This window comes from Leptolyngbya sp. FACHB-321 (assembly GCF_014695975.1).
GTDB lineage: Bacteria > Cyanobacteriota > Cyanobacteriia > Leptolyngbyales > Leptolyngbyaceae > Stenomitos.
Genome location: NZ_JACJPI010000070.1, coordinates 1 through 22,654, shown reverse-complemented (window position 1 = coordinate 22,654; position 22,654 = coordinate 1). Strand labels below are relative to the sequence as shown.

Here is a 22,654-nt window from a genome sequence, read left to right as displayed (position 1 = left end):
AAGCGAGCGCTTCACTTCAGGCGATTGCTCAATCTAAGTTCTGAACCTTAAAAGTCATAGTGCGTCGTTCTGGTTGCTGTTCTCACGCTACTATGTCGCTGCGCTGAAAATAAGAGAGGTACAAGGGTAGCTTTTGTATACTTAAGTAGGAGGGCTAAATTAAGCATTCCTGAGAGACTGGGTTTCGGCTGCGCTCAACCCATTGCCACACGGAACTAGGAGCATTGAGACCTCGGCGCAAGTGCTCAGTCGATCGAGATGCGTTTTGTAGATAGTTGCGCCCAGCTACTTAGCCATTTATATGTAGTGACTGCACTAATAGTCATTTCTTGGATTGCAGCCGTTTTTATTTGCGTAAACTACATCTTTATTGCTTCACAAAGCTGTAGCTTACTTATCTAAAACTTACCGTAATTTTCTCTCTTTATCGAAAGGTTGTATATGGCACCTCAAAACCACTTACTTAATGCCTTGCCCCGTACGCTATACGAGAAGCTTGATCCTCATTTGAAGCTGGTGCGTCTGGAACGGGGGCAGCGTATCCACGAACCGGGTGCGCCGATCATTGACCTTTACTTTCCTCTGGATTGTGCGCTCTCGATCACCCTGAGTATGCTGAATGGGGATACGGCTGAAACGGGTATTATCGGCAAGCGAGAAGTACTCGGCATCAATGCCTTTATGGGTGGTAGAGAGACGACCCAGACTACTTATATTGTGCAGGTTGCAGGTAGCGCTCTAAGACTAGATGCAAAGGTGCTGCTGGATGAATTTGATACCAATAAGGAAATGCGCGATGTAATGCTGCTCTATACTCAAGCATTCATTGCCCAGATTTCACAGACAACGGCCTGTAACACTCTCCATAGTATGGAGCAACGTTTTGCACGCTGGTTGCTAGAGGTTCAAGACCGTATGGAACAGCCTACTCTCAGGCTAACCCAGGAATTTATTGCAGAAATGATTGGTGTACGTCGTGCAGGTGTTACCCAAACAGCCCAAAGATTTCAGGAGGCTGGTCTTATTCGTTACCATCGTGGTACTGTCGAAATCCTTGATTTGCCAGGGTTAGAAGCTTCTGCCTGTGAGTGTTTCAGGATGGTTAAAGACGAATACGATCGCTTACTTGGGGAAATACCAAGCCTTTCTGCATAAGGATAAGACTGCTGTCTGCTGCTCAAAGCCTTCTTACCCAATATCCCAATTATATATATATATGCAAATGACGCTCAGTGTTTAAAGTAGATGATGCGTAAGCTTTGTGAAACGCTCTTTAGCCGCTTCTACTCTAGCGATCGATTAATCGTAAAAGTTAAACCAGAATAAAGCTCAAACCTTTTCTCTTTGGGAAAGCACATATGAATATGAGTGCATACATCTGGTGTTAAATTGCTACAGTACAAAGTCGTCTTGGGAGCAGGCTCTATAGCAACATGATGAATGGAAACCCTTGCTTAAAGGAGATTCAAGGTGGATATCTGTCCTGAAGTTTTCTTCGACTGCTATAGATCCTTGGCTGATGATTCTTTAGGATGAGCTAGCACAAAATGAGTACCGATCAACAGCCTCCAGTTATCCTGATTGTTGAATCAGATGACGAGGTACGACCAGCCCTAGTGCATAATGTGCAGCGATGGGGTTACCGTGTCATTGTGTCGCTGGATGTTAAAGATGCGATCGAGCGGGTTAGAGAAGGGGCACTAAAGATTGAGCTTATTTTGATTAACCAGGTAGGGCAGTCGATCGACCAGTTGCTTGATGGCGGTCGAGCAATTCGTCAGCAGAGTGCAGAACATTCTATCAATGCCTTTATTGTGGTGCTGGCAGAAAAGTATGGGGAAGATCTGGAAGGTCAAGATGTTCAGCTTGGTGCCTATGAATACATCACCTACCTTGAACATGGTGACCAGTTGATGGAACTTCTGTATCGTCTATGTCCTGTTTAGGGCGTTTAGTTCTCATTCCTTGGCAGAAGCGGTATAAGGGTGTTTTTTAGTCGCCATCAAGTGGTTGATTTAACTGTTGTTGAATAATCTGAATCAAGGTTTCTGGTTCGACTGGCTTGGTCACGTGTTCCTGAAACCCTGCCGCAATCGCCTGCTGGCGATCGACTTCTCCAGCGTAGGCAGTCAGCGCGATCGCCAGCACTTGCTTGCCTTTCACCATTGACCGAATTTGCCTGATGAGGTCATAACCATCCATTTCAGGCATACCGATATCGCTAATTAGCACGTCCGGTTTTGTTTGGGCGATCGCTTGCAGTGCATCGCTTGCAGAGGGCACCGAGGTGACAATGGCACCATTTTGCTCCAGCATGAAGGTGATAAAGTCTCTTGCGTCTGGCTCATCATCAACTACCAGCACTTGCATACCGGTCAGGCATGAGGCATGAGGCATAAAGCACACAGGATTGTCTTCAACTTTCGTCCTGTCATTCTCTCTTAGCAGTGGTAGCCTAACTGTAAACACGGCTCCCTGCTCTTCACCGGAGCTATCTGCATACACTGAGCCGCCGTGCAGTTCGACCAATTGACGGACGATCGCTAACCCTAACCCTAACCCACCGAACGAACGGGTTGTCGTGCTGTCGGCTTGCCGAAACGACTCAAACACATACGGCAGGAAAGCGGCTGGAATGCCTCTACCCGTATCGCTGACAGTGATTTGAGCAAAGGCGGGGGAGTATGCAGAAGAGAGTGATACTTGAGACGAGCGATCGCCGCTCAGCGCTTCTGCTTTCTGACCGCCAACTTGCTCCAACCGGATTTCTACTTGACCGCTCTCAGGCGTGAACTTAACGCCGTTAGACAGCAAATTCCACATTACTTGCTGAAGGCGTACAGAATCTCCTAAAACCCTGATGGACGGACGGTTAGAGGAGCGAGAAGAGAAAGACGTGTGCGCTCTAGCAGGTTGCGATTCATGGTTCCTTTCGCTCTCAGTCGCAAGTACAAAGTTCAAGGCAACGCCTTTAGCCTCTGCTGCCAGCCGCACGGTTTCCATAGCCGCTTCAATAGTGGTGATTAGATTGATGGGAACCTGATTTAAGGTGAGTTTGCCGCGCAGAATTCGAGAGATGTCTAACAAATCTTCAATGAGCTGCACCTGTAATCTGGCATTACGCTCGATCGTTTCTAATGCCTGAGACGACTGCACTGCGTCGAGCCTACCATTACGAAGTAAGCCAACCCAGCCCAAGATGGGATTGAGGGGCGATCGTAGCTCATGCGATAACACTGCCAAAAACTCATCCTTAATCCGATTAGCGGTTTCGGCTGCCTCCCGTGCTGCCTGCTCATTGACAAGTAATTGCTCTCGTTCGTGCTCTACCTGCTTGCGATCGGAAATGTCGATAATGATGCCGATCATACGAGTCGGCTGCCCATCACTAGCGTAGGAATATTGCCCTCTCGCTTCTAGCCAGTGCACTGAGCCATCGCGCCACCTACAGCGGTACTGGTGGTGATACTCTACCTTTGCCTCCAATGTCTGGTGCAAGGCTGCTTCGGTTACCGCTAAGTCCTCTGGGTGAATACTGTTCTGCCAGGTGGTGTAGCTAGGTTCAACCTCACCTGGCTGTAAGCCTAGTAGGGTAAAGTGCCCTTCTGACCATCTAACAACGTTGGTTTGCAGATTCCAATCCCAACTGCCCATGCGCCCAACGCTAAGAGCAAGCTGGAGCCGAGCTTCACTTTGGCGCAGGTCTTCTGCCGCCTGTCGCTGAGTCGTTTTGTCCTGCAAAATTTTGACGAAGCCTCGAACTTCACCGTCTTCATCATTCAAGGGCATGACAATCCCACTACCCCAAAAACGACTTCGATCGCGTCGCAGATGCCACCGCTCGTTTTCTTTTCGTCCTTGAGTCAGGGCAATATGCAGTTCTCTTTCATGCTCTCCTAGCGCGGCATCTTCAGGCGTAAAGATAATGCGTCCAGTTTGTCCTACAATCTCGGCTTCTTCGTAGCCCAGTATGCGTTGTGCGCCTGAGTTCCAACTGGTTATGTTTCCTTGGAGATCGAGAGTAAAGATGGCATAGTCTTTAGCACTCTCAATGATCAAACGCAGACGCGCTTTTTGCTCACGCAGCGCGTTTTCTGACTGTTGACGATGGGCTTCACCCCGTTTGCGATCGCTAATATCAATCACAAAGCCATCCCAAACTAGCCCCTCATTGCTGCTTTCTGGGCGAGAACTACCCTGAATCCACTTCAACTGACCTGATGGCGTTGTCACCCGTCCTTCCCACTGCCAGGGTAATGAATTTTGAACGGCGCTAGTAATAGAAGTTCGTAAAGTCAGTGCATCGTCTGGGTGAAACAATGACCAAAGAGCGTTTGCATCTTGAAGGATCACTTCTGGCTCTAATTCAAAAAGCTCACGGGATGCAGAACTAATATAGCTAAAGGTGCCAGTATCACCGTGATAGCGATACACCATTCCAGGCATATTTCTAACTAGCGTTTGCACCCGCGATTCACTTTCATGTAAAGCTCTTTGTCGCTCCTCAGCAATTTGTCGGGTCTGAGCGCTGGACAACGCCACGGCAAGAAACGCCGCCAGATTGGTTAAGACCTGCGCATCTTCATGATCGAACTGTCGCTGCCCATCGTGGGTCACAATCCAGATCGTGCCAACTGGTTTCTCTTCTAGTAGAAGTGGCACTACTAACTCTTCAACTGCCCACGGTGTAATTGCTTGTCTGGCAGTGAAATAGCGTTCTGGATGGGAAAATAGTTGGGCGCTCCTTAGCTCTAGACAAATACCGCAAGTGCTGTCATCAAGGGGAAAGGTAGATCTTTCAAACTGCTTATAAGCTCCAGCAAGGGCAGCCCAGCGGACGACTTGTCCCTCTAGGGTTGCTTCTAGCAGGCTCACTCCGGCTGTTCCTGCTTGACACAGATCTTTTGCAATCTCAGCAAAGTGATTCAGGAGTATATGAGGTGGCTGTGTAAGATGTTGCCCCAGCGATCGCAGTATTTGAATTTCAGCCTGTAAGTTTAGTTCGTGGGGCGATCGTGAGGACAACGCCTCTGTCAACAAAACATCGCTTAGAGAAATACCTTCATCACTCATGTCTCTACTTCCACTCCCTTAATAAAGAAGGGAAGTCTCCCTGATGTAGTCGAATAGTTAGCAGTTGAATGACAGTTAAAGAAAACGTGCTTAATTTAGCAGCTTTACCCTGAATTTTTTTCACTTACCTACGAAAAAACAGCTTTCTCTATTCATTACTCTACCAAAAGTACTCCTTACCTGAGAGATCAGGAATTAGTAGCTATAAAAAATCTCTGTGTAACATTTATACAGGAAGCAATCTTTTAGTGTGTAAAAAGGTGTCTGCCGCTTTCATCTGTTTTGCGACAGAACGTTTATACAAGAGTAAAAGTAGCGAAAAGCACATCTCTTAGTAAAAATAGTAGGAAAGGAATTTAATGACGATCGTTGCCTCTTAAATTATTGCTCTGTAAATTAAAGAGACTAACGAAGAAAAGCTCAGTTGTGTTGATAGAAATACACTGTATTCACAGCTTAATATTCATAGCTTAATAGTTCTGAAGAGTGATTAAGCCTAAATAAGCCGTGAGACGAAGCACAGTTGCCATCAAGCTTGGTCACGGTTGATCCGGTCACGGAGCAAACTAGGCGTTTCCAGCCCTAAACCGTAACCAATCGCGTGTATTACAGTTGCTACAAGCATAAGGACGTTGGATTGAAACGTTCCATTATTCGGTTAAGCGCTTGTGCTGAAGCCCTCGTACTCTGTTATTACCAATCTGACTACTGCAAGCGTTGTAACCTTGCTTACCAACAAGCTCTATACCAAATTACGACCAAGGACATAATTATTTTTAACAGATCTTCACTATAGGGAAGACGTTAAGAAACTAAACCTGCACTTGAATAGGAGCATGGAAGCAAGGCGAATGTTTAGACAACGCTCGATCGCTTACCCATTGAAATCCATTAACGCTTTAACCCATCTGCACCATTCGTTCTATGCCTTCAATCTAGGCTTGATGGCTGCTGGTTAAACGTTTGCCAATACTTAGAAAGAACTACTGTCAGGAGTTAAAGACACTATGCAAACCCCCTCTACTGAAGGACCAATCCGTACTACTGCCCTCGTCCTAGGCGTTATGTTTCTGCTCATGGGCGTGATTGGCTTTCTACCCAATTTTGTTTCTGTGCCTGAAGATGCGGTCTCCACAATGGGCTTCGGCTATCTCTTAGGGCTGTTTCCCACTAATTACCTCCATAATGCTATCAGAATTTTGGTTGGTCTTTGGGGCATTGCTGCTTCTACCAGCTTGGTTGGCTCCATTACTTTCAACCAAATTTTTGCAGTGCTTTATTTTGGAGAAGCGCTTTTGGGTCTCTTCCCTGGTGCAAATACTCTCTTTGGTACGATGCCGATTTATGGTAATAACGTCTGGTTGAATGCTCTGACTGCGGCAGCAGCAGCTTACTTTGGGTTCGTTAAGCCAGCAGCAATGAACAAAAGTGCAGGAACACCTACCGCATAGTTAGGCACTAGCTCGTTTGACTGCGTTTTTAACGCTTGCATCACACAATTTCACTTCCACAACTGAATTTCATTACTAAAGCCCACTTACTGAGGAAAAAAGAATGGTAGCTCCTAATACAACCAAACCCAGCACCCTACCCCTAGAGTCGCCTGAATATAATGGGGTCGATCGTAACGCCTGGTTCTTTGGCTGGAATGCACAGCAAGAACTATGGAATGGACGGTTGGCGATGATTGGCTTCACTGCTTACCTGCTCTGGGACTGGGCTGGCTATAGCGTCGTCCGCAACGTTTTGCATCTAGTTAAATAGGCAATCGTTGCAATGGCTTTTGTAGTCAGACATTAAATGATAGGTGTTTCTAACTACAGTCTGCCTTGCTCAGAAGTCTACACTTCAACCTGTTTAATCTGCCTATTTTGCTAGAGGTAGACGCGACTCCATAACACTATTCTCTTAAAGGTAGTTCGCTGAGCGCTCGTGCGTTCCAGAGCTTTTTGCTCATAATGCGATCGCTTGTATGAGTCGACCGTCCACACGAATAAACGCATAACAAGGAATCGAAATCATGAAACTTTCAGACTTAACTAAAGCCGCTTTGGTCGGTGCTGTAACCCTTAGCCTGGGTACGCTTCCCCTTGCATTCTCTGCTTCTGCCCAATCAGGTGGTACTTCACCTGGCAGTGCTGGCACCACAACTACACCTGGTGGCAGCGGCACAACAACGACTGATCCTACTGGCACTGGTACCACAACCTCACCTGGTGGCACGACTGGCACCACAACTGCACCAAGTGACACTGGCACCATAACCTCACCTGGTGGCACGACTGGCACCACAACTGCACCTGGCGGCACAGGTACGACAACTGCGCCTGGCGCTAGCGGCATGGATACTGCTCCTGGTGGTACTGGCACCACAACCGCACCTAATAGCACGACTGGCACAAGCGCTAGCCCCTATGGTACAAACTCTGGCGCTACCACTAATCAAGGTGTGCAGAATGCCGAAGACGACAATGATGGTTTTGATTGGGGTTGGTTAGGTTTGTTAGGGCTGGCCGGTCTGGCTGGGTTGCGTGGTAAGCAGCATGAGCCTACCGCTTACCGCGAACCCGATCCCAGCACCCGCACTGGCATCCGTTAATCGCTGACCTTTAATTACATTAATAGTAGGTGACAGTAAGCAGGTAGGGCTAGATGCCCTACCTGCTTATTTTGGTGTATGTAGGAGGGCTAAATTGAGCACTACTTAGCGGCTAGGTTTTGACGTTGACCTTTCTATCAGAATTCCTCTACGTAATTAAACGCCTGCACGAAATTCCGTGCGCCCAGTGTCAATACTTTACGTATAACCACAGCTTGAAATGTACTGTTCATCCTTATACTGCTTTGACTGAATCAGCGATCGACTGCCGCGACCAAGAGTATTGATGGAGCATGATCGCTCCTGTCCCACCTACAGCCAAAAAACTAGCCTTGCTTCAGTACGTTTTATACTTGGGCAAGGCTAGTTTTACGTTTGTAAATGGAAGTTTTATCTGTTAGGCACTTATAGGCGCTAGGCAGTAAGATAACGGTGCTTGCTCAACTGCGGTATATATTGGCAAGTATTCAGGCAGCAGGAATCAGAAATTGATCCACTGCTGCCACCTGCTGAGTACTGACTCTTGATACTTCCTAAATTGCTTAAACTACTCCTTTAGGAATCGCTATAGCCACGCACGATTTCTTTAATGGCTACCTGACTCGGACTCTAAGCTTTCCAACTTTTTTCTCTTTTACAAAGCCGTTATTACTTGCATTAGCTCAGGTGCTAAATTTGTCTTGGAAAGACTTTGTTTTCTAAACAAAACGCCTGCTAGAAGATAAATCTTGTTGGAATAGAATGCTTGACGTTTTTGACGTAGAGCCGCAATGCAATTCTTCACTTTTGGTTCAGAGCTATAGTAGCCGAATTGCAAGGAAGTGATCATAAAATCGGCAACAGCGTAACCATTTTCTGAAGCGGCGGCGATCGTCCCTACAGGGTTAGAGTAGCTAGAGACCAACTGCATCACATTTGGATAACCCAACGTTAACAAATGGTTCGTAATAGTGGCTCCATCAACGCCCCCATGCAGCAAGGGCATACAGATATCATTATCTGGCGCAGGCAAGTAGGGAGGATTAGCAACTAAGTAGTTTGCCTCTGGCTTTTTAGAATCAAAAAATGATTCATTATGAACAACATATTTGTGGTTAAGTCCACACTGCTGGATCCGAGAGTGAGCAACTTTGTGCGCTGAAGCGTTTAACTCATAGCCATGAATAATGCCGTTAAACTGCGTTCTCAATAGAGAATTAATGATGGGGCTACCATCACCAGAGCCAAACTCGATCACAACGTCAGAGCTTTTGCAGTGGTTAAAAACCAAACGTTCTAAACAATGGGAATAAAAGTGAGATTCTTCAGGGCAGGAAAAGACCTCATTGTGAGTAAAAGCATTTTGAGCCACTGTCTCGCGTGCTTGCCCAGCATGAGCCACTGCCTCACTTGCCTGCCCAGAACGTAGTAAGATTCCAGTCAATGTAATGTCCTCGAAGTATAAAAGTCCAAGAGTCAGGTTTTACCCATATACTCATAGTGATCTATACTTCCTGCCAAATTTACTGGCTAGGGGGAGGTTTTTACGTAGCCAAAAGAGGTAGCTTTTCACAGCTTAAAACTGTAGCCTCACTTACACATTTTTATGCCTGTAAGCTTTATAGCCAGTTAATGACGTTCTTCAAAAAAGAACAAAGCAAACATAGAGTAGAACCCATATTTTCAAGATTAAAGCCTCTGTCTTTTGACCTGATTCTAAAAGATTCTAATCTGCCATAGTGTATATTTTCCGGCGAGCGAAACTATAAGTGCTATGGATCTTTGGAACTAACCGAGCGCTCCAACCGCTCCTTACTTAAGGAAGATGGCAGGAGTTGGGGATTACTATGTACTGCATCCACTAATTAAAGAAGTGCTAGGTTCACTAAGCAAATCAGTATCGCTTTCTAAAGCGCTTCTTGGTATTCATCTGCACAGTTAGCTTTAATTACTACTCCTTCTCGTGATAGAAGGCTAAGTTAAGAGCAAATCGTTAGCGTTTGAGAACCATCGTAAGCTGTGCGGAAATTGTTATGACTCTCAGCGATCGTCCGTCCGATTTTGTTTCTGCCGACGACATCATTAGCCCTGCTAGCTATCCCCCGATCACACAGCAATTGTCCGAAAACGTGATTCTGACAACGCTTGATGATGTTTATACTTGGGCACGGCTTTCCAGCCTATGGCCGCTTTTATACGGTACCGCCTGCTGCTTCATTGAGTTTGCAGCGTTGATTGGCTCCCGGTTTGATTTCGATCGCTTTGGGTTGATTCCCCGTGCCAGTCCTCGTCAAGCAGACCTAATTATTCTGGCAGGCACACTCAACATGAAGATGTCAGCGCCAACGCTGCGGTTGTATGAGCAAATGCCAGAGCCTAAGTATGTCATTGCGATGGGAGCCTGCATGATCTCAGGTGGTATGTTCAGTGCTGATTCTCCGACCGCTATCCGTGGTGCTGACAAAATTCTGCCGATCGATGTCTATATTCCCGGTTGCCCACCACGACCCGAAGCCATCCTTAACGCCATCATCAAGCTGCGTAAAAAGATTGCTAACGAGTCGATACAAGAACGAGGCGTGACTCGGCAAACCCATCGGTATTACACCATTCCACACCACATGAAGCCGTTAGCCCAAGCTCATGACAGTCTCTATTTGCGATCGCCAACTCGTGAGAAACCACCCGCCGAGTTAGCAGCAGAGACTGGCATACCTTTGCCAGAACTTCTTCAACAGTGGGAGCCTCAAAAAACTGGTGACGGCTCAGGAGCTTAAAGACGTGTTCAACTTTCTCAGACAGGTTAGCAATTACACTAAAGAAACGATTCAAGCGGCTCGGTATATTGGGCAAGGGCTTTCAGTCACATTCGATCATCTCAATCGGCGTCCTGTTACAGTTCAATATCCTTACGAAAAGCTGATTCCCTCAGAACGTTTTCGAGGACGAATTCACTTCGAATATGATAAGTGCATTGCTTGTGAAGTATGTGTGCGAGTCTGCCCCATCAATTTGCCTGTAGTTGATTGGGAATACAATGCAAAGACAAAGAAGAAGCAGCTAAATCATTACAGCATCGACTTCGGTGTTTGCATTTTCTGTGGCAACTGCGTTGAATTTTGTCCCACAAACTGCCTCTCGTTCACAGAAGAGTATGAAATGGCTGTGTACGATCGCCACGAACTGAATATGGATAACGTGGCACTCGGTCGGCTGCCTTACAAAGTTACTGAAGACCCGATGGTGACACCGTTACGAGAATTAGTTTACTTACCAAAAGGGGTGATGGATCCGCATGATCTGCCTGCCTCGGCACGCCGCGCTGGTAAGTTTCCTAGCGAAATCCTAGCAGAGCAGAAGGTTGAGGAAAAGCAGGAGCAATCGCCATCAGCCTAACTGTTAATTGAATTGTGACTGAGAAAGCCTGCGATCAACAGATTGCAGGCTTAAATAAATTCGACTTTGGAGCACTACACGTATCGCTGATTGTTGTATTTAGCTTAAGCCAGCTTAAATTTCTAAGCAGATTTATACAAAGTTGGTCTAAAGCCAAAGTTAACTGCTCTTTTTAACTTTAATTTCAGTTCAGGCGAATTAAGTCTAACCAAAGAGCTTACTCAGGTAAACTTATGGCGCACTAAAGCCCCTAGATCTGGCTCCATGTTCGTGTGCTATAGGCGAGTCTGGCAAGGATAAGCCTATTGTGTTTAGGTATACCTGCTGCAATTACTTTTGCTTTAACTGCTTCTTGATTTAGTTGCACAAACAGTTACCTCCAAGGGTATAAAGCTCGCAAAAAGCTAAAAACTAGTGTTATAGAACAACCTATTTATGAGTACAGAATAATGACAACAAATAGTCCTCCAGACGATCGACCAGAAGAGGGGAAATATGACCCTCAAGATAACCCTGGTACTCAAACTCATACCCCAACTATAGAGGAGGGTAATACCCCACTTGATGAACGTTATCGTATGACGGGTCAAGAAGCTGATACCGAAACACGCTCCGGTGCCGAACCCGAAGCTGCTGGAGGCGACGTTAAAGTTGTTGGCGGTCCCAATCAGGGTACTGATTCTCGCTAAAGTGATTCCTTTCAACTGTCAGTTATACTAGTTCCTCTTCAAACGCTACAAACAACAACTTCTCTGCCTATCGCTTCCCTTTTATCAGGAGGCATGAGGGTGCTTAATAAAAGAATGTGTAGCTAGCACTTTTTGCATTGGTATTAAGCCTTGACAAAGAGGACTTTTTTGAAGTTGCTCTATGTTTTCTGCCTATTAAGGCTTGATGTAAGTAGACGCACCTCACTTTAAAGGCTCCAGAAAGTGTTTTCATAGCTTCAACATAGCCGCAAACTATATCTTTTTTGCTGTAGTTTAAGCCGTCATAAAATAGTGTTGATCGAGTTAGGACAGCTGTTTCTTATTAAACTAGATCACACTGTTTAAAGACAATTAGCTGTTTCTCTTGGTATACGGTTTCAATCACAGCGTGAAACCATAGGTAGAGAAACAACAATGTCCATCTAGTTATAAGAGATAGTAGAAATAGCAGGGTTGAGAAACAATTATTCTGCTCTATAAAACAGAGATGCAATGGCATGAGCCAGAGATGGAATAAGCGATCGCTTAATAACGAGCTTAAGATAATCCGTTAAACAAGCAAATCGCTTTGTAAAAGTAAGCCTCGTAAAAAGTAATTAAAGCTATATGGCAATAATAAATTGCCAGGCAGCGAATTATGATCAGAAATGATTTAGAATACTACGACCGACATGCTAGTACCTGGTGGGAAGAAGGTCAGGTTTTGCACCTTTCCAACCACTTTAATAAAACTCGTTTTGAATTTACAGCAGCGTATATTCCTAGCTGGAAAAACTTGAACGTTCTGGATGTTGGCTGTGGTGGCGGACTGGCGTGTGAAACACTGGCTCGTGCAGGCGCGATTATGTCAGGGCTTGATCAATCAGCGCAATCGATCGCGGCTGCCCAAGCTCATGCAAACCAGAATCACTTAGCGATCGACTATCGCGCAGGAAACGCAGAGCACTTACCCTATCCAGATAATACGTTTGATTGTGTACTTTGCTTTGATGTCTTAGAGCATCTTTCTAATGTCAGCAAGGTGATTGCACAGATTCATCGGGTTTTAAAGCCAGGCAGCTTTTTCTTCTTTGACACTATTAATCGAACTCTAAAATCGAAAGTAATCATGATTTGGCTGCTAGAAAATATTCTTAAGCAGCTTCCTCAAGGATTTCATGACTGGAATAAATTTATACCACCTCAGGAACTGACAGAAGTGTTGGCAAAAAATGGCTTTAGTCAGACTGAAATAAGAGGGTTTGATGTCACCAATCAGGCTGATTTTAGGATGTTTCAAAAGATCTTGAGCAAAGGTCTGAAAGAGTATCAAAGAGACGGCTTGTTTCCAATCCAACTAAATAATGACGTTTCTGTCTGCTATATCGGCAAAGCAATTAAACAATAAGCCATATGGAACGATAGCCAAGTTTGTAGAAAAAAGCTGTAGCGGCAAACCTTGTGAAGGGAATTTGGTCAAACTTAGTAAAACCTAGCGCTGGCACATAGCGCTCCTATTTAGATAATGAGAATTACACTGATATGAGCGATCAGCAGTCAGCGGTTAGCAGCCAGCAAAAAAATAGATCGCTGACCGCTAAATGATTTAGTCTTGCTCACAAATGATTTAGGACTGCTATAGCTTCCATTAATTTTGCTCTGCTCAATGTCAACCTACGGAAAAGCAGAGGTTTTAGGCATTTTGTTAGTTAATTAAGCGGAAAAACAGATTTAGAACTTTAGCTATAGTGATACAACTAGACAAAAGATATACAAAAGTTAACAAATAAGCCGCTAGGATTCAAATAGAAAACCAATAAGCGTTCCATCGGTTGTTTTTTCTGCGATCGTTAGAAGCTTATTCTCTGGTACTAAGGAATTATTAGGCGTGGTTCAGTCAACATCTTTTCAGACAAAAGCAAAGCAAACGCTATCGTTTAGAGCTAAACAGTTAGAATCTCCCATTCGAGAGCTAAATCCTCAACCATGGAAAGGGCTTGTTATTTCAGGGGTGATTTTAACTACGTGGCTAGTTAGCTTCTCATGGCTGCTTTCAATCAATGTTTCTACCATGAACCTTTGGATGATTGCTGCTGCTTTTATCTGGCAAACCTTTTTATATACTGGCTTGTTCATTACTGCTCATGATGCAATGCATGGGACCGTTTTTCCTACCAATATTAGAATCAATCACGCTATTGGTGCTTTAGCAGTAATGTGTTACGGTCTATTTTCCTACCAAGATCTTTTGAAAAAACATTGGCTACACCATAAGCACCCTAGTACAGAGCATGATCCCGATTTTCATCGTGGTAATAGCTTTAGCCTGATCTGGTATCTGCAATTTATGAAGCACTACTGGAGCTGGCGTAGGATGGCAGCATTAGTACTGCTATTTAACGGAATTCACTTTTTTCTCCATGTTCCTGAACTGAATATGCTGCTGTTTTGGGTTCTTCCTTCTATCTTAAGCTCGGTGCAGCTGTTTTATTTTGGTACGTATTTAACTCATCGTGAGCCAGAGGGAGGGTATACCAATGCTCACCGCGCTAAAAGTACCAATTTTTCTATCCTTTGGTCGTTTCTTACCTGCTATCACTTTGGCTACCACCAAGAACATCATGAATACCCTCAAGCTCCTTGGTGGCAACTGCCCAAAATTTATCAGCTAAGGAAGAAGCTCTCTTCTCAATACGGGTAGCTTTTCTTCCACTCGCCATAATATTGCTCTATGGATTGCGCTTGTGAACATTACCGCTGTCTTGCAGAGCTTTTATATTTTGTTCCAGCGGTTTAAAGATGGTGATCGTGTCCCTTGAAGCAACATCTTTACATCGCAATTTAATAAGCGAACACGTCTCCAGAGAGAGGGATTCCCATTTAAGCAAACCACTATTGAAGAAGTGACCTTTTTATAGTAATTGCGGTCACTGAGCCAAGCGCTGCTCAGCCAAAACATGACTAACGGTTACATAAGCAGCAGAGCAGCATTGAGAGTTGAGAGCAAAATGTTTTTCAAGATGCCTGAGTAGTGCTGCTAGCTCCTGACCGCCTTAACTATAAATTGCACGTTAGCAAATCTCAGTAGCATTGGAACGTTTTCATCATGATTAAACGATTTCTCCTTACGATCGCTTTTATTGCAATCGGGTTGTTGACATCCTTAGGAGTCAACGCAATTTTTCAAGGAAATCAAGCTGTCAATGCCCAAACTGCCCCTGGTACGCAAACTGTCCCTGGTGCACAAACGTCGCCTGGTAGACAAACTGCACCGGGTCAGCAAACTGCCCCTGGTCGGCAAACTGCACCGGGTCAGCAAACTGCACCAGGCCAGCAAACTGCGCCAGGTCAGCAAACTATCCCTGGTGCCCAAACTGCCCCTGCACGCAGCAATGCTCAATCAAATGCTATTGACCGAGCCTTTGTGATGGACGCAGCTCAAGCTGGGGTTGGTAACATTCAATTGGGTCAACTGGCGCTACAGCGAGCCTCTGCTCCTCAGGTAAAGCAGTTTGCTCAAGCTGAAATTAATGAACAAACACAAGCGAAGACCGAATTAGCGCGCATTGGTCCACAGATTGGCATTACGCCTCCTACCACTCCTGCACCTCGTCATCAGGCTGCTTTAGCACGGTTATCCCAGCTTTCTGGTCAAGAGTTCGATCGTGCCTATCTAGATGAAGGCGGCGTTAATGCTCACTTAGAAAATGCGTCTATTTATCAACGCGAAGCTGCCTTTGGTCAAAACCCAGACCTGCTAACACTTGTTAACAAAGGACTGCCTACTATTCGGCAACACTTTGAAACTGCAAGCACTTTGACTAACTATAAGTTTGCTCAAGTGCCTCGCAAATATAACAATACCCAGGGCGGCTCAGGTGCCTCACTGCCGCAGGCTAGTCCTGTACCTGCAAGAGCACAATAGTAGCCTTGCGCTAAAGCATCGAAATACTCTGTAAAGAGCAAACCTGCCCCCATTCCGTTAGCCATTGCTAATGGAGTGGGGGCACCGTTGTGAACTGGTAGCACGCGGATTGATAAATAGGCTTTGATATTGGCTTATTCGCTTAAGCAGCTTTCCATCAAACGCCATGATCGCCATGAACTACGGAGTTTCGAGCAGCCTCATGAGGGCAATTGAGAACACAGCGTAATCATGGCGATCGAAGTGAAAAAAGTATTTATGGATAAACATCCAGCATTAACGATCGCCTGATGTACCCACTTGCTTTCTCATAGTGTCAACGCCTAAGCATTGACAACTTCACCTCCATTAGGATGTAGGATTTGACCTGACATATAAGAGGAGTCATTCGCTGCTAAAAACACAAAGCTAGGCGCAACTTCTTCTGGCTGTCCGGCTCGTTGCATTGGCACTTGGGCACCAAAGCTTTCAACTTTATCTTCTGGAAAGGTTGATGGAATCAGCGGTGTCCAGATGGGGCCAGGAGCCACTCCGTTAACACGAATGCCTTTCTTTACCAACGATTGCGATAGCGATCGAGTAAACGATACGATCGCCCCTTTTGTTGATGAATAGTCCAACAACTGAGGGTTACCTTTGTACGCTGTAACAGAGGTTGTGTTAATGATGGCGCTACCTTCTTTTAGCTGCGGCAGTGCGGCTTTGGTCAGAAAAAACATACCAAAAATATTAGTACGGAACGTGCGTTCTAGCTGTTCAGCCGTAATATCTTCGATGCTCTCTTGAGGATGTTGTTCAGCCGCATTATTGACCAAGATATCAAGCTGCCCTAACTCACTTGTGGTTTGTTGCACTGCCTGCTGGCAAAACTCCTCACTACCCACATCACCCATCAGCAGCAGACACTTTTTGCCTTCGGCTTCTACCAGACGTTTCGTTTCTTCAGCATCTTGCTGCTCGTTAAGGTAAACGATCGCCACATCTGCCCCTTCTCTTGCATATAGAATGGCAACAGAGCGACCAATGCCGCTATCGCCGCCTGTAATTAACGCAACCTTACCTTCAAGCTTACCGCTCCCCCGATAGTAAGAGCCTTGCGCTTGAGGCTTTGGTGTCATTTCCGCTTCGCTGCCAGGTGGATTCTGCTGTTGCGCTGGTTGTAATTCTTGTGTTTGAGACATCGTTTTAATCCTTCCTTTCTATCGCTTGTAAAATGCTTTTTCTGAGTCTTACCGCTTTTATGGTGCAATCCTTTCAGCGTTGCAGCCAGGTAATCGCTACCAGCGGTGGGAGATTTCACTTTAGGAAAAGCCGATCATTAATTGCTCTTACTAATGGCAGAGTCAATCAGTCTGCCGACAGAGCAATCCTGGAGCAACAAAACTTGTAGCCTAAAACACTGCTCAAGGTATAAGCTCAGGCTTTAATTGGTAAGCCATTAGTAAGCCTGTTTTGACAAGAAAAGTTGCTGTGTGAAGCCAAACTAGCTCAAGCCACTCAACGGCATTGAGTCTCCAATTAGGTCAATTTTCTCGATTACGCTCTATTGGTAATCAGATAGTTTGTTCAACGCTTTATTTAACGCAACGCTTACAACAGATTGTAGGGAGAGACTATTAAGACAAAATCCTCTATTGTTTTCTCAGGCTCTACACAACAGCATAGAAACGGAGGTAGTTCAAGGATTTATTTATACACCTAACGAAAATCGGGATGACTGGATTCGAACCAGCGGCCCCTTCGTCCCGAACGAAGTGCGCTACCAAGCTGCGCCACATCCCGCGAAAGCAAAAAGCTTCTACTGCTTTGCTCTAGTTTAGGATATCATATCTGCTCAGCGCGAACGTGAATCATTAGCGGCATTGGCGATCGATGATCTCAATGTCTCTAGCTAACGCACTACCCAAATTTGGGGGATTATGGGGGGACGTGGTTTTAAGACTGATTAGGCTACTAGTTACCAGGTACCTGGTCATCTTCTTACTTGCTACTCTTGCTTTTTTTCACTAATCTCATCGAAAAAGTGATCGCAGTCTGCACTATTTACATAAACATTTGTAAACTTATAGCTAGCGGTTTTTCAGTACCCTGTGTTTTGAGGAGTCTCCATGAGACAGCTGGTTGCGATCGAGCGTTTTTGCCTGACGGGTCATATTCTATCGTTGGTGTTTGGGCTGGCAGGGCTGTTGTTGGTTTTGCCAAACCCTGAGTTTATTGCTACTTTGCCTGCTTTTGGTCAAGGTCTCTTTGGCTGGAGCATGGCAGGGGGTGGCGTTGTCTATATTCTTTTAGGAGCGGTGACAGTCGCTCTGTATGCATCTCGCACGTTGGGATGGCGTGCCTGTTTACTATTTATGCTGCCGTCGATGGGGCTATCGCTAAGCAGCGAGTTGCTAGGCACCAGCACAGGTTTTCCGTTTGGACACTATGGCTATCTCAATGGATTAGGCTACAAGATTGCTGGGTTGGTGCCATTTACGATTCCCCTTTCCTGGTTCTACGTCGGTTTATCTACCTATCTGCTGGCATGGGTTGGGCTAGAGGCGATCGGTTTCAAAGGTTGGGTGAAGCAAGTGGGTGCGATCGCCCTTGGCTCTCTGCTTCTCACCGCCTGGGACTTCGTGCTTGATCCTGCTATGAGCCAGACAGCGTATCCCTTTTGGGAGTTCCGTGATCCGGGTCAGTTTTTTGGGATGCCGTACCGCAACTTGACGGGTTGGCTGGGCACAGGGGCACTGTTTATGTCTGTTGGAGCGTTCTTTTGGCGCAAGACGACAATCGCCCTTACGCGCGCTCAATTAACGGTGCCGCTTGTCATTTATCTGGTGAATTTTGCCTTTGGAGCCGTTATCACGCTCAACCAGTTGGATATACGGTTTTGGATTCCCACTGCGATCGGTGCTCTGTTGGGCGTGTTCCCTGCGATCGGGCTTTGGTGGATAGCTAAGCCTGCTGCCGCGACCGAGCCGACAATCCTCATCATCCCATCCGATGCGACTGCTCGCAGTGAGGCAAGCAAGGCAGCTGCTTCACAGAGTGATGTATCAACAGTGCCGATCGCGGTTGTATCAAAATCATCCTCGTGATCAGAGACGCATTATTGCTAGTGCTGCTGCTAGCGCAACTACCAGCCACAGCCCTTTTGCTATCCCGTTTGCTGCGCGGTCCTAGTCGCTATCCGCCTTTGCAGCCTAAGACACCAACGCCAGAGCAGTTAGGCGCAGTAAGCGTCGTTGTGCCAACGTTAAATGAGGCAGAGCGTCTTACGCCCTGTCTTGATGGGCTAAGTCGTCAAAGCTACGAGGTGCGGGAAATTCTGGTTGTAGACAGTTACTCCACTGACCGCACTCCAGAGCTGGTAAAGACAGCCCAGGAAGCTGATCCACGCTTTCGTCTCCTAAATGATGATCCACTGCCCAAGGATTGGGTGGGTCGTCCGTGGGCGCTGCAGCACGGCTTTTTGTCGAGCGCCGAGAAGAGTGATTGGGTATTGGGCATTGATGCAGACACGCAGCCTCAGCCGGGATTGGTCGCTAGCCTACTTGAAACCGCACAACGTGAGGGCTACGACCTAATCTCGCTGGCACCACAGTTTCTCCTGAAGTATCCAGGTGAATTGCTGCTGCATCCGGCGCTACTGCTGACGCTGGTCTACCGCTTTGGTCCGGCTGGCGAAACAGGAAATCGTCCTGATCGCGTGATGGCAAATGGGCAATGCTTTTTTTGCCGTCGATCACAGCTTGCTCAGGTGGGTGGCTACACGGTTGCCCGTCGTTCCTTTTGTGATGATGTGACGCTAGCACGCGCGATCGCGGCTCAGGGTGCTAAGGTCGCTTTTTTGGATGGCGCAAACCTGCTGAAAGTGCGGATGTATGAAGGTGCCGCCGAAACCTGGCGCGAATGGGGACGATCGCTCGACCTCAAAGATGCTGCTTCGCCTGGTCAAGTTTGGGGCGATTGGTTGCTGCTGCTGGCAGTACAAGGACTCCCGATCCTGATCGTGCTGCTACTGCTAAGTGACATAATCAGCGGTGGCAGTACGCCTGTGGTGCTAGCGGCGTTTAGCTTGAATGTATTGCTGGTACTCATCCGTGTGGGTCTGACGTTTGCGATCTCGCCTTCCTGCGATCGCACCCACGCTAGCTCTGCCTGGCTCTTCTGGCTGTCTCCCCTCGCTGACCCAATTGCCGTTCTGCGGCTCTTTCTATCTTCGTTGCAAACGCCGACCCAGTGGAGAGGTCGAAGCTATGGGAAGGGGTGAGGAAGGAGCCGTTTTGAGTGTTGCTTTCGACCTAAGCTCGTTTCGGCTGCGCTAAACGTCGAAGCTAAGCTGAAGGGAGCTTCGAGTTATTTAAGCCTTTAGCCTTTACCACCTCCCTCCCTTGCCTTCTCACCCTCCAAATATTTCAGATTGTTTCAACCACTGATGCTCACGCTGAATGTGCCTTCGGTTCGTAGTAGAGTTAAGGGCAATAAAGCTGTATGAGTTGAAGCTTAACAATCAAGAGGGAAAAACACTCATGGTTCAGCGCGGTTCTAAAGTCAAAATTCTTCGTAAAGAGTCTTACTGGTTCCAGGACTATGGAACAGTTGCATCGATCGATCAGAGCGGCATTAAATACTCCGTGATTGTGCGGTTTGATAAAGTTAATTACGCGGGCGTGAACACCAACAACTTTGCTGCCAATGAAGTAGTTGAAGTAGCACCGCCATCGAAGAAAACAGGTAAAGCAAAAACGACCGGTGGACAAACCCCGATCGACGCTTCTATCCGTAAAACAAGCAGCGATGGTGAGGTCGGCAGACCTGGCGTTTCACCAGACGGTTCAGCAGTCAACAAGCCTACGACCAAGGCAGAAACGCCCGGCGGCAATACCGTTGTTGAAGGCGATCCTAACCAAGGTACAGAAGCTCGCTAGGGATCGCTAACTCTGGACTTGGGACTGTAGACGTTAGACTAAAGTTCAATGTCCAGCGCTGCACATCTTTAGTTTAGGGTTTCGTGTTCTGTGCCTGAATTGCCTGAAGTAGAAACAGTTCGGCGGGGGTTAAACGACGTAACCCTGGCCCAAACAATTCAGGGTGGGGATGTGTTGCTCGATCGCACCATCGCCCACCCTTTTTCAGTGCCAGATTTTTTAACGGCATTGAAAGGAACTGCGATCGTGCAGTGGCATCGACGCGGTAAGTATTTGTTAGCTGAATTAGAGCCGTCATTAGAGCAGTCAGTGGTCAGCCGTCAGCCGTCAACCGTCAGCCGATCTGAAATTTCTGCACTACCGTATCGCCCGATCGCCGCCTCTCCCTCAGCTACCTATTCAGCCGTTTCTCACTCCCCACTTCCCACTCCCCACTCCCCATCCTTCACTCCTCACCTCTCCTGGCTCGGTGTCCACCTTCGCATGACAGGGCAACTCCTTTGGGTAGACCAAACTGAACCGCTGGAAAAACACACTAGAGTTCGATTATTTTTTGGGGGTGGGAAAGAATTACGCTTTGTGGATCAGCGCACATTTGGACAAATGTGGTGGGTGCCGCCAGAGAACGAGCCAGAACAGATCATCACGGGCTTGCAACAGCTAGGACCCGAACCGTTTTCAGAAGAGTTTTCGGTTCCCTATTTTACTCAGAAACTCCAGCGCCGCCGTCCCATCAAAAATGCGCTGCTGGATCAGTCGATCGTTGCTGGCATTGGTAATATCTACGCGGATGAAGCGCTCTTTCTCAGCGGCGTTCATCCCCAAACGCTTTGCATTGATCTTCAGCCATCGCAAATTGAGCGACTACGATCGCACATTATTCAAGTCCTTGAAGCAAGCATTGAGGCAAAAGGCACCACGTTTCGCACGTTTCGTAGTGTGGCAGGAGTCAACGGTAACTATGGCGGTTCTGCCTGGGTGTATGGGCGGGATGGCGATGTTTGCCGCAATTGTACAACCGAAATCGAGCGTCTTAGAATGGCAGGGCGATCGGCGCACTTTTGCCCAACGTGTCAAAGTCTGAAGAAAGGATAAAAGATGAAGGATAAAGTATAAAAGCTTGAGTTTTGAGTGGAAGCCTATGGCTGACTGCTGACTGCTGACTGCTAACTGCTGAGGAACGAGGGATGAAAGGATTAGTAGTTGCAGGGGTATTGGTGAGCGCTAGTCTGCTACTAGGTACTCCCGCATCAGCAACATTGGCAGACAAATATCGGCAACAGGGCTTGAGCTATCGAGAGCAGGAGCGCTACTCGGAGGCGATCGCTGCTTTTGAGCAAGCAGTTGCCCTTGAACCAACAAATCTGTCTGGCAAGGTTTTACTGGGCTGGACGCAACATAAGGCAAAGCAGAATGCGGCTGCTGCCAAAACGCTCTTGCAAGCCTTGCAGCTAAACCCTTTCAATGTGCAAACTCTGAATGCGCTAGGCATTGTTTACCTTGTGGAGGGACGCTTGACAGCGGCAATCACCGCTCACGCCTGGGCAGCGACACTGCAACCCACAAACGAAATTCCGTCCTACAACCTCAGTCTTGCCTTTGAGCGAGTTAGACAATACAACTTCGCGATCGCCACTGCCAAAACAGCCGCTCGCTTAGAACCCACAAATCCACACCCCTTTGTAGCGCTGGCGATCGCGCATTGGGGCAATGGTGAGAACGCTCAGGCGCAACAGGCATATCGTCAAGCACTCAGCGTCGATCCACGTTATAGCGATGCTGCTTTCCTCAACTATTTGGATGAAGCAGGTTTCAGCCAGGATCAGATTGAGCGATCGAAACTAGTGCTTCAAACCGTGCGCTAGGCAGCCTAACAGTGAGTCGTTGAACTGCCCGTGAACAACGAATTAAGGTAGCAGAACAAGTTAAGCGTCGGAGCGATCGCTAAAAGCTTGCTAGCTAACCTGAGTTCGGGATAAGAACTGGGACAAGAAAGGGGCAAACCCGATAGGCTGAAAATGCAAAATCTCATGCCTGGTTTGCCCTCATGCTTAGTCTAGAAGCACTTTTTTGC

19 protein-coding genes and 1 tRNA gene are annotated in these 22,654 nt (G+C 46.8%); 16 read left to right on the top strand and 4 right to left on the bottom strand.

Annotation, left to right across the window (positions count from 1 at the left end; all coding sequences use genetic code 11):
- The first annotated feature begins 441 nt into the window (after positions 1 to 441).
- Both H6F76_RS18975 and H6F76_RS18970 read left to right on the top strand, forming a co-directional pair.
- On the top strand, positions 442 to 1,155 hold the full coding sequence (locus tag H6F76_RS18975) for a Crp/Fnr family transcriptional regulator (RefSeq protein WP_190510651.1): 714 nt from the start codon (positions 442 to 444) through the stop codon (positions 1,153 to 1,155).
- A gap of 392 nt (positions 1,156 to 1,547) precedes the next feature.
- Entirely contained in the window at positions 1,548 to 1,946 is a 399-nt protein-coding gene (locus H6F76_RS18970) for a hypothetical protein (RefSeq protein WP_190510649.1), read from the top strand.
- 46 nt (positions 1,947 to 1,992) lie between these two features.
- Here H6F76_RS18970 and H6F76_RS18965 read toward each other — a convergent pair whose 3' ends face one another.
- A complete protein-coding gene (locus H6F76_RS18965) occupies positions 1,993 to 5,073 on the bottom strand; it encodes a PAS domain-containing protein (protein WP_190510647.1) in 3,081 nt (1,026 codons plus the stop codon).
- A gap of 1,007 nt (positions 5,074 to 6,080) precedes the next feature.
- Between H6F76_RS18965 and H6F76_RS18960 the strand changes: the two genes are divergently transcribed.
- The 3 genes from H6F76_RS18960 (at position 6,081) to H6F76_RS30605 (ending at position 7,672) form a co-directional block, all read left to right on the top strand.
- On the top strand, positions 6,081 to 6,524 hold the full coding sequence (locus tag H6F76_RS18960) for a DUF4383 domain-containing protein (RefSeq protein WP_190448333.1): 444 nt from the start codon (positions 6,081 to 6,083) through the stop codon (positions 6,522 to 6,524).
- Positions 6,525 to 6,627: 103 nt separating this feature from the next.
- On the top strand, positions 6,628 to 6,837 hold the full coding sequence (locus H6F76_RS18955) for a chlorophyll a/b-binding protein (protein ID WP_190448334.1): 210 nt from the start codon (positions 6,628 to 6,630) through the stop codon (positions 6,835 to 6,837).
- Positions 6,838 to 7,093: 256 nt separating this feature from the next.
- A complete protein-coding gene (locus H6F76_RS30605) occupies positions 7,094 to 7,672 on the top strand; it encodes a WGxxGxxG family protein (RefSeq protein WP_190510645.1) in 579 nt (192 codons plus the stop codon).
- A 634-nt stretch (positions 7,673 to 8,306) separates the two neighbouring features.
- Here H6F76_RS30605 and H6F76_RS18945 read toward each other — a convergent pair.
- Positions 8,307 to 9,023, bottom strand: a complete 717-nt coding sequence (locus tag H6F76_RS18945; RefSeq protein WP_190510737.1) for an SAM-dependent methyltransferase — start codon at positions 9,021 to 9,023, stop codon at positions 8,307 to 8,309.
- 661 nt (positions 9,024 to 9,684) lie between these two features.
- On the opposite strand from H6F76_RS18945, the gene nuoB reads away from it, so the two are divergent.
- From nuoB to H6F76_RS29795, 6 genes are all read left to right on the top strand, one after another.
- On the top strand, positions 9,685 to 10,428 hold the full coding sequence (nuoB, locus tag H6F76_RS18940; protein ID WP_190510643.1) for an NADH-quinone oxidoreductase subunit NuoB: 744 nt from the start codon (positions 9,685 to 9,687) through the stop codon (positions 10,426 to 10,428).
- Between the two features lie 4 nt (positions 10,429 to 10,432).
- Positions 10,433 to 11,047 (top strand): NAD(P)H-quinone oxidoreductase subunit I, encoded by a 615-nt coding sequence (ndhI, locus tag H6F76_RS18935; protein ID WP_190510641.1) that lies wholly within the window; start codon positions 10,433 to 10,435, stop codon positions 11,045 to 11,047.
- A gap of 449 nt (positions 11,048 to 11,496) precedes the next feature.
- On the top strand, positions 11,497 to 11,736 hold the full coding sequence (locus tag H6F76_RS18930; RefSeq protein WP_190510639.1) for a hypothetical protein: 240 nt from the start codon (positions 11,497 to 11,499) through the stop codon (positions 11,734 to 11,736).
- A 658-nt stretch (positions 11,737 to 12,394) separates the two neighbouring features.
- Positions 12,395 to 13,144, top strand: coding sequence for a bifunctional 2-polyprenyl-6-hydroxyphenol methylase/3-demethylubiquinol 3-O-methyltransferase UbiG (gene ubiG / locus H6F76_RS18925; RefSeq protein WP_190510637.1), 750 nt, complete (start codon positions 12,395 to 12,397; stop codon positions 13,142 to 13,144).
- A gap of 480 nt (positions 13,145 to 13,624) precedes the next feature.
- Positions 13,625 to 14,437: a beta-carotene ketolase CrtW gene (crtW, locus tag H6F76_RS31560; protein ID WP_190510630.1), complete on the top strand. Its 813-nt coding sequence runs from the start codon at positions 13,625 to 13,627 to the stop codon at positions 14,435 to 14,437.
- Positions 14,438 to 14,842: 405 nt separating this feature from the next.
- On the top strand, positions 14,843 to 15,661 hold the full coding sequence (locus tag H6F76_RS29795) for a DUF4142 domain-containing protein (protein ID WP_199322208.1): 819 nt from the start codon (positions 14,843 to 14,845) through the stop codon (positions 15,659 to 15,661).
- Between the two features lie 323 nt (positions 15,662 to 15,984).
- Here H6F76_RS29795 and H6F76_RS18910 read toward each other — a convergent pair whose 3' ends face one another.
- Together H6F76_RS18910 and H6F76_RS18905 are read right to left on the bottom strand one after the other, a co-directional pair.
- Positions 15,985 to 16,842 (bottom strand): SDR family oxidoreductase, encoded by an 858-nt coding sequence (locus H6F76_RS18910; RefSeq protein WP_190448342.1) that lies wholly within the window; start codon positions 16,840 to 16,842, stop codon positions 15,985 to 15,987.
- Between the two features lie 527 nt (positions 16,843 to 17,369).
- Positions 17,370 to 17,443: transfer RNA gene (locus H6F76_RS18905), tRNA-Pro, on the bottom strand.
- A 326-nt stretch (positions 17,444 to 17,769) separates the two neighbouring features.
- On the opposite strand from H6F76_RS18905, the gene cruF reads away from it, so the two are divergent.
- The 5 genes from cruF (at position 17,770) to H6F76_RS18880 (ending at position 22,445) form a co-directional block, all read left to right on the top strand.
- Positions 17,770 to 18,747, top strand: coding sequence for a gamma-carotene 1'-hydroxylase CruF (gene cruF, locus H6F76_RS18900; RefSeq protein ID WP_190510621.1), 978 nt, complete (start codon positions 17,770 to 17,772; stop codon positions 18,745 to 18,747).
- A complete protein-coding gene (gene cruG, locus H6F76_RS18895; protein ID WP_347276066.1) occupies positions 18,744 to 19,922 on the top strand; it encodes a 2'-O-glycosyltransferase CruG in 1,179 nt (392 codons plus the stop codon). The genes cruF and cruG overlap by 4 nt, the downstream gene beginning before the upstream one ends.
- Positions 19,923 to 20,181: 259 nt before the next feature.
- Positions 20,182 to 20,580 carry a photosystem I reaction center subunit IV gene (locus H6F76_RS31555; RefSeq protein WP_190448344.1) on the top strand — a complete coding sequence of 133 codons (399 nt, stop codon included), beginning with the start codon at positions 20,182 to 20,184 and terminating at the stop codon, positions 20,578 to 20,580.
- A gap of 90 nt (positions 20,581 to 20,670) precedes the next feature.
- Positions 20,671 to 21,675 (top strand): DNA-formamidopyrimidine glycosylase, encoded by a 1,005-nt coding sequence (locus tag H6F76_RS18885; RefSeq protein ID WP_190510614.1) that lies wholly within the window; start codon positions 20,671 to 20,673, stop codon positions 21,673 to 21,675.
- A gap of 92 nt (positions 21,676 to 21,767) precedes the next feature.
- Positions 21,768 to 22,445 (top strand): tetratricopeptide repeat protein, encoded by a 678-nt coding sequence (locus tag H6F76_RS18880; protein WP_190510612.1) that lies wholly within the window; start codon positions 21,768 to 21,770, stop codon positions 22,443 to 22,445.
- The last annotated feature ends 209 nt before the right edge of the window (positions 22,446 to 22,654 follow it).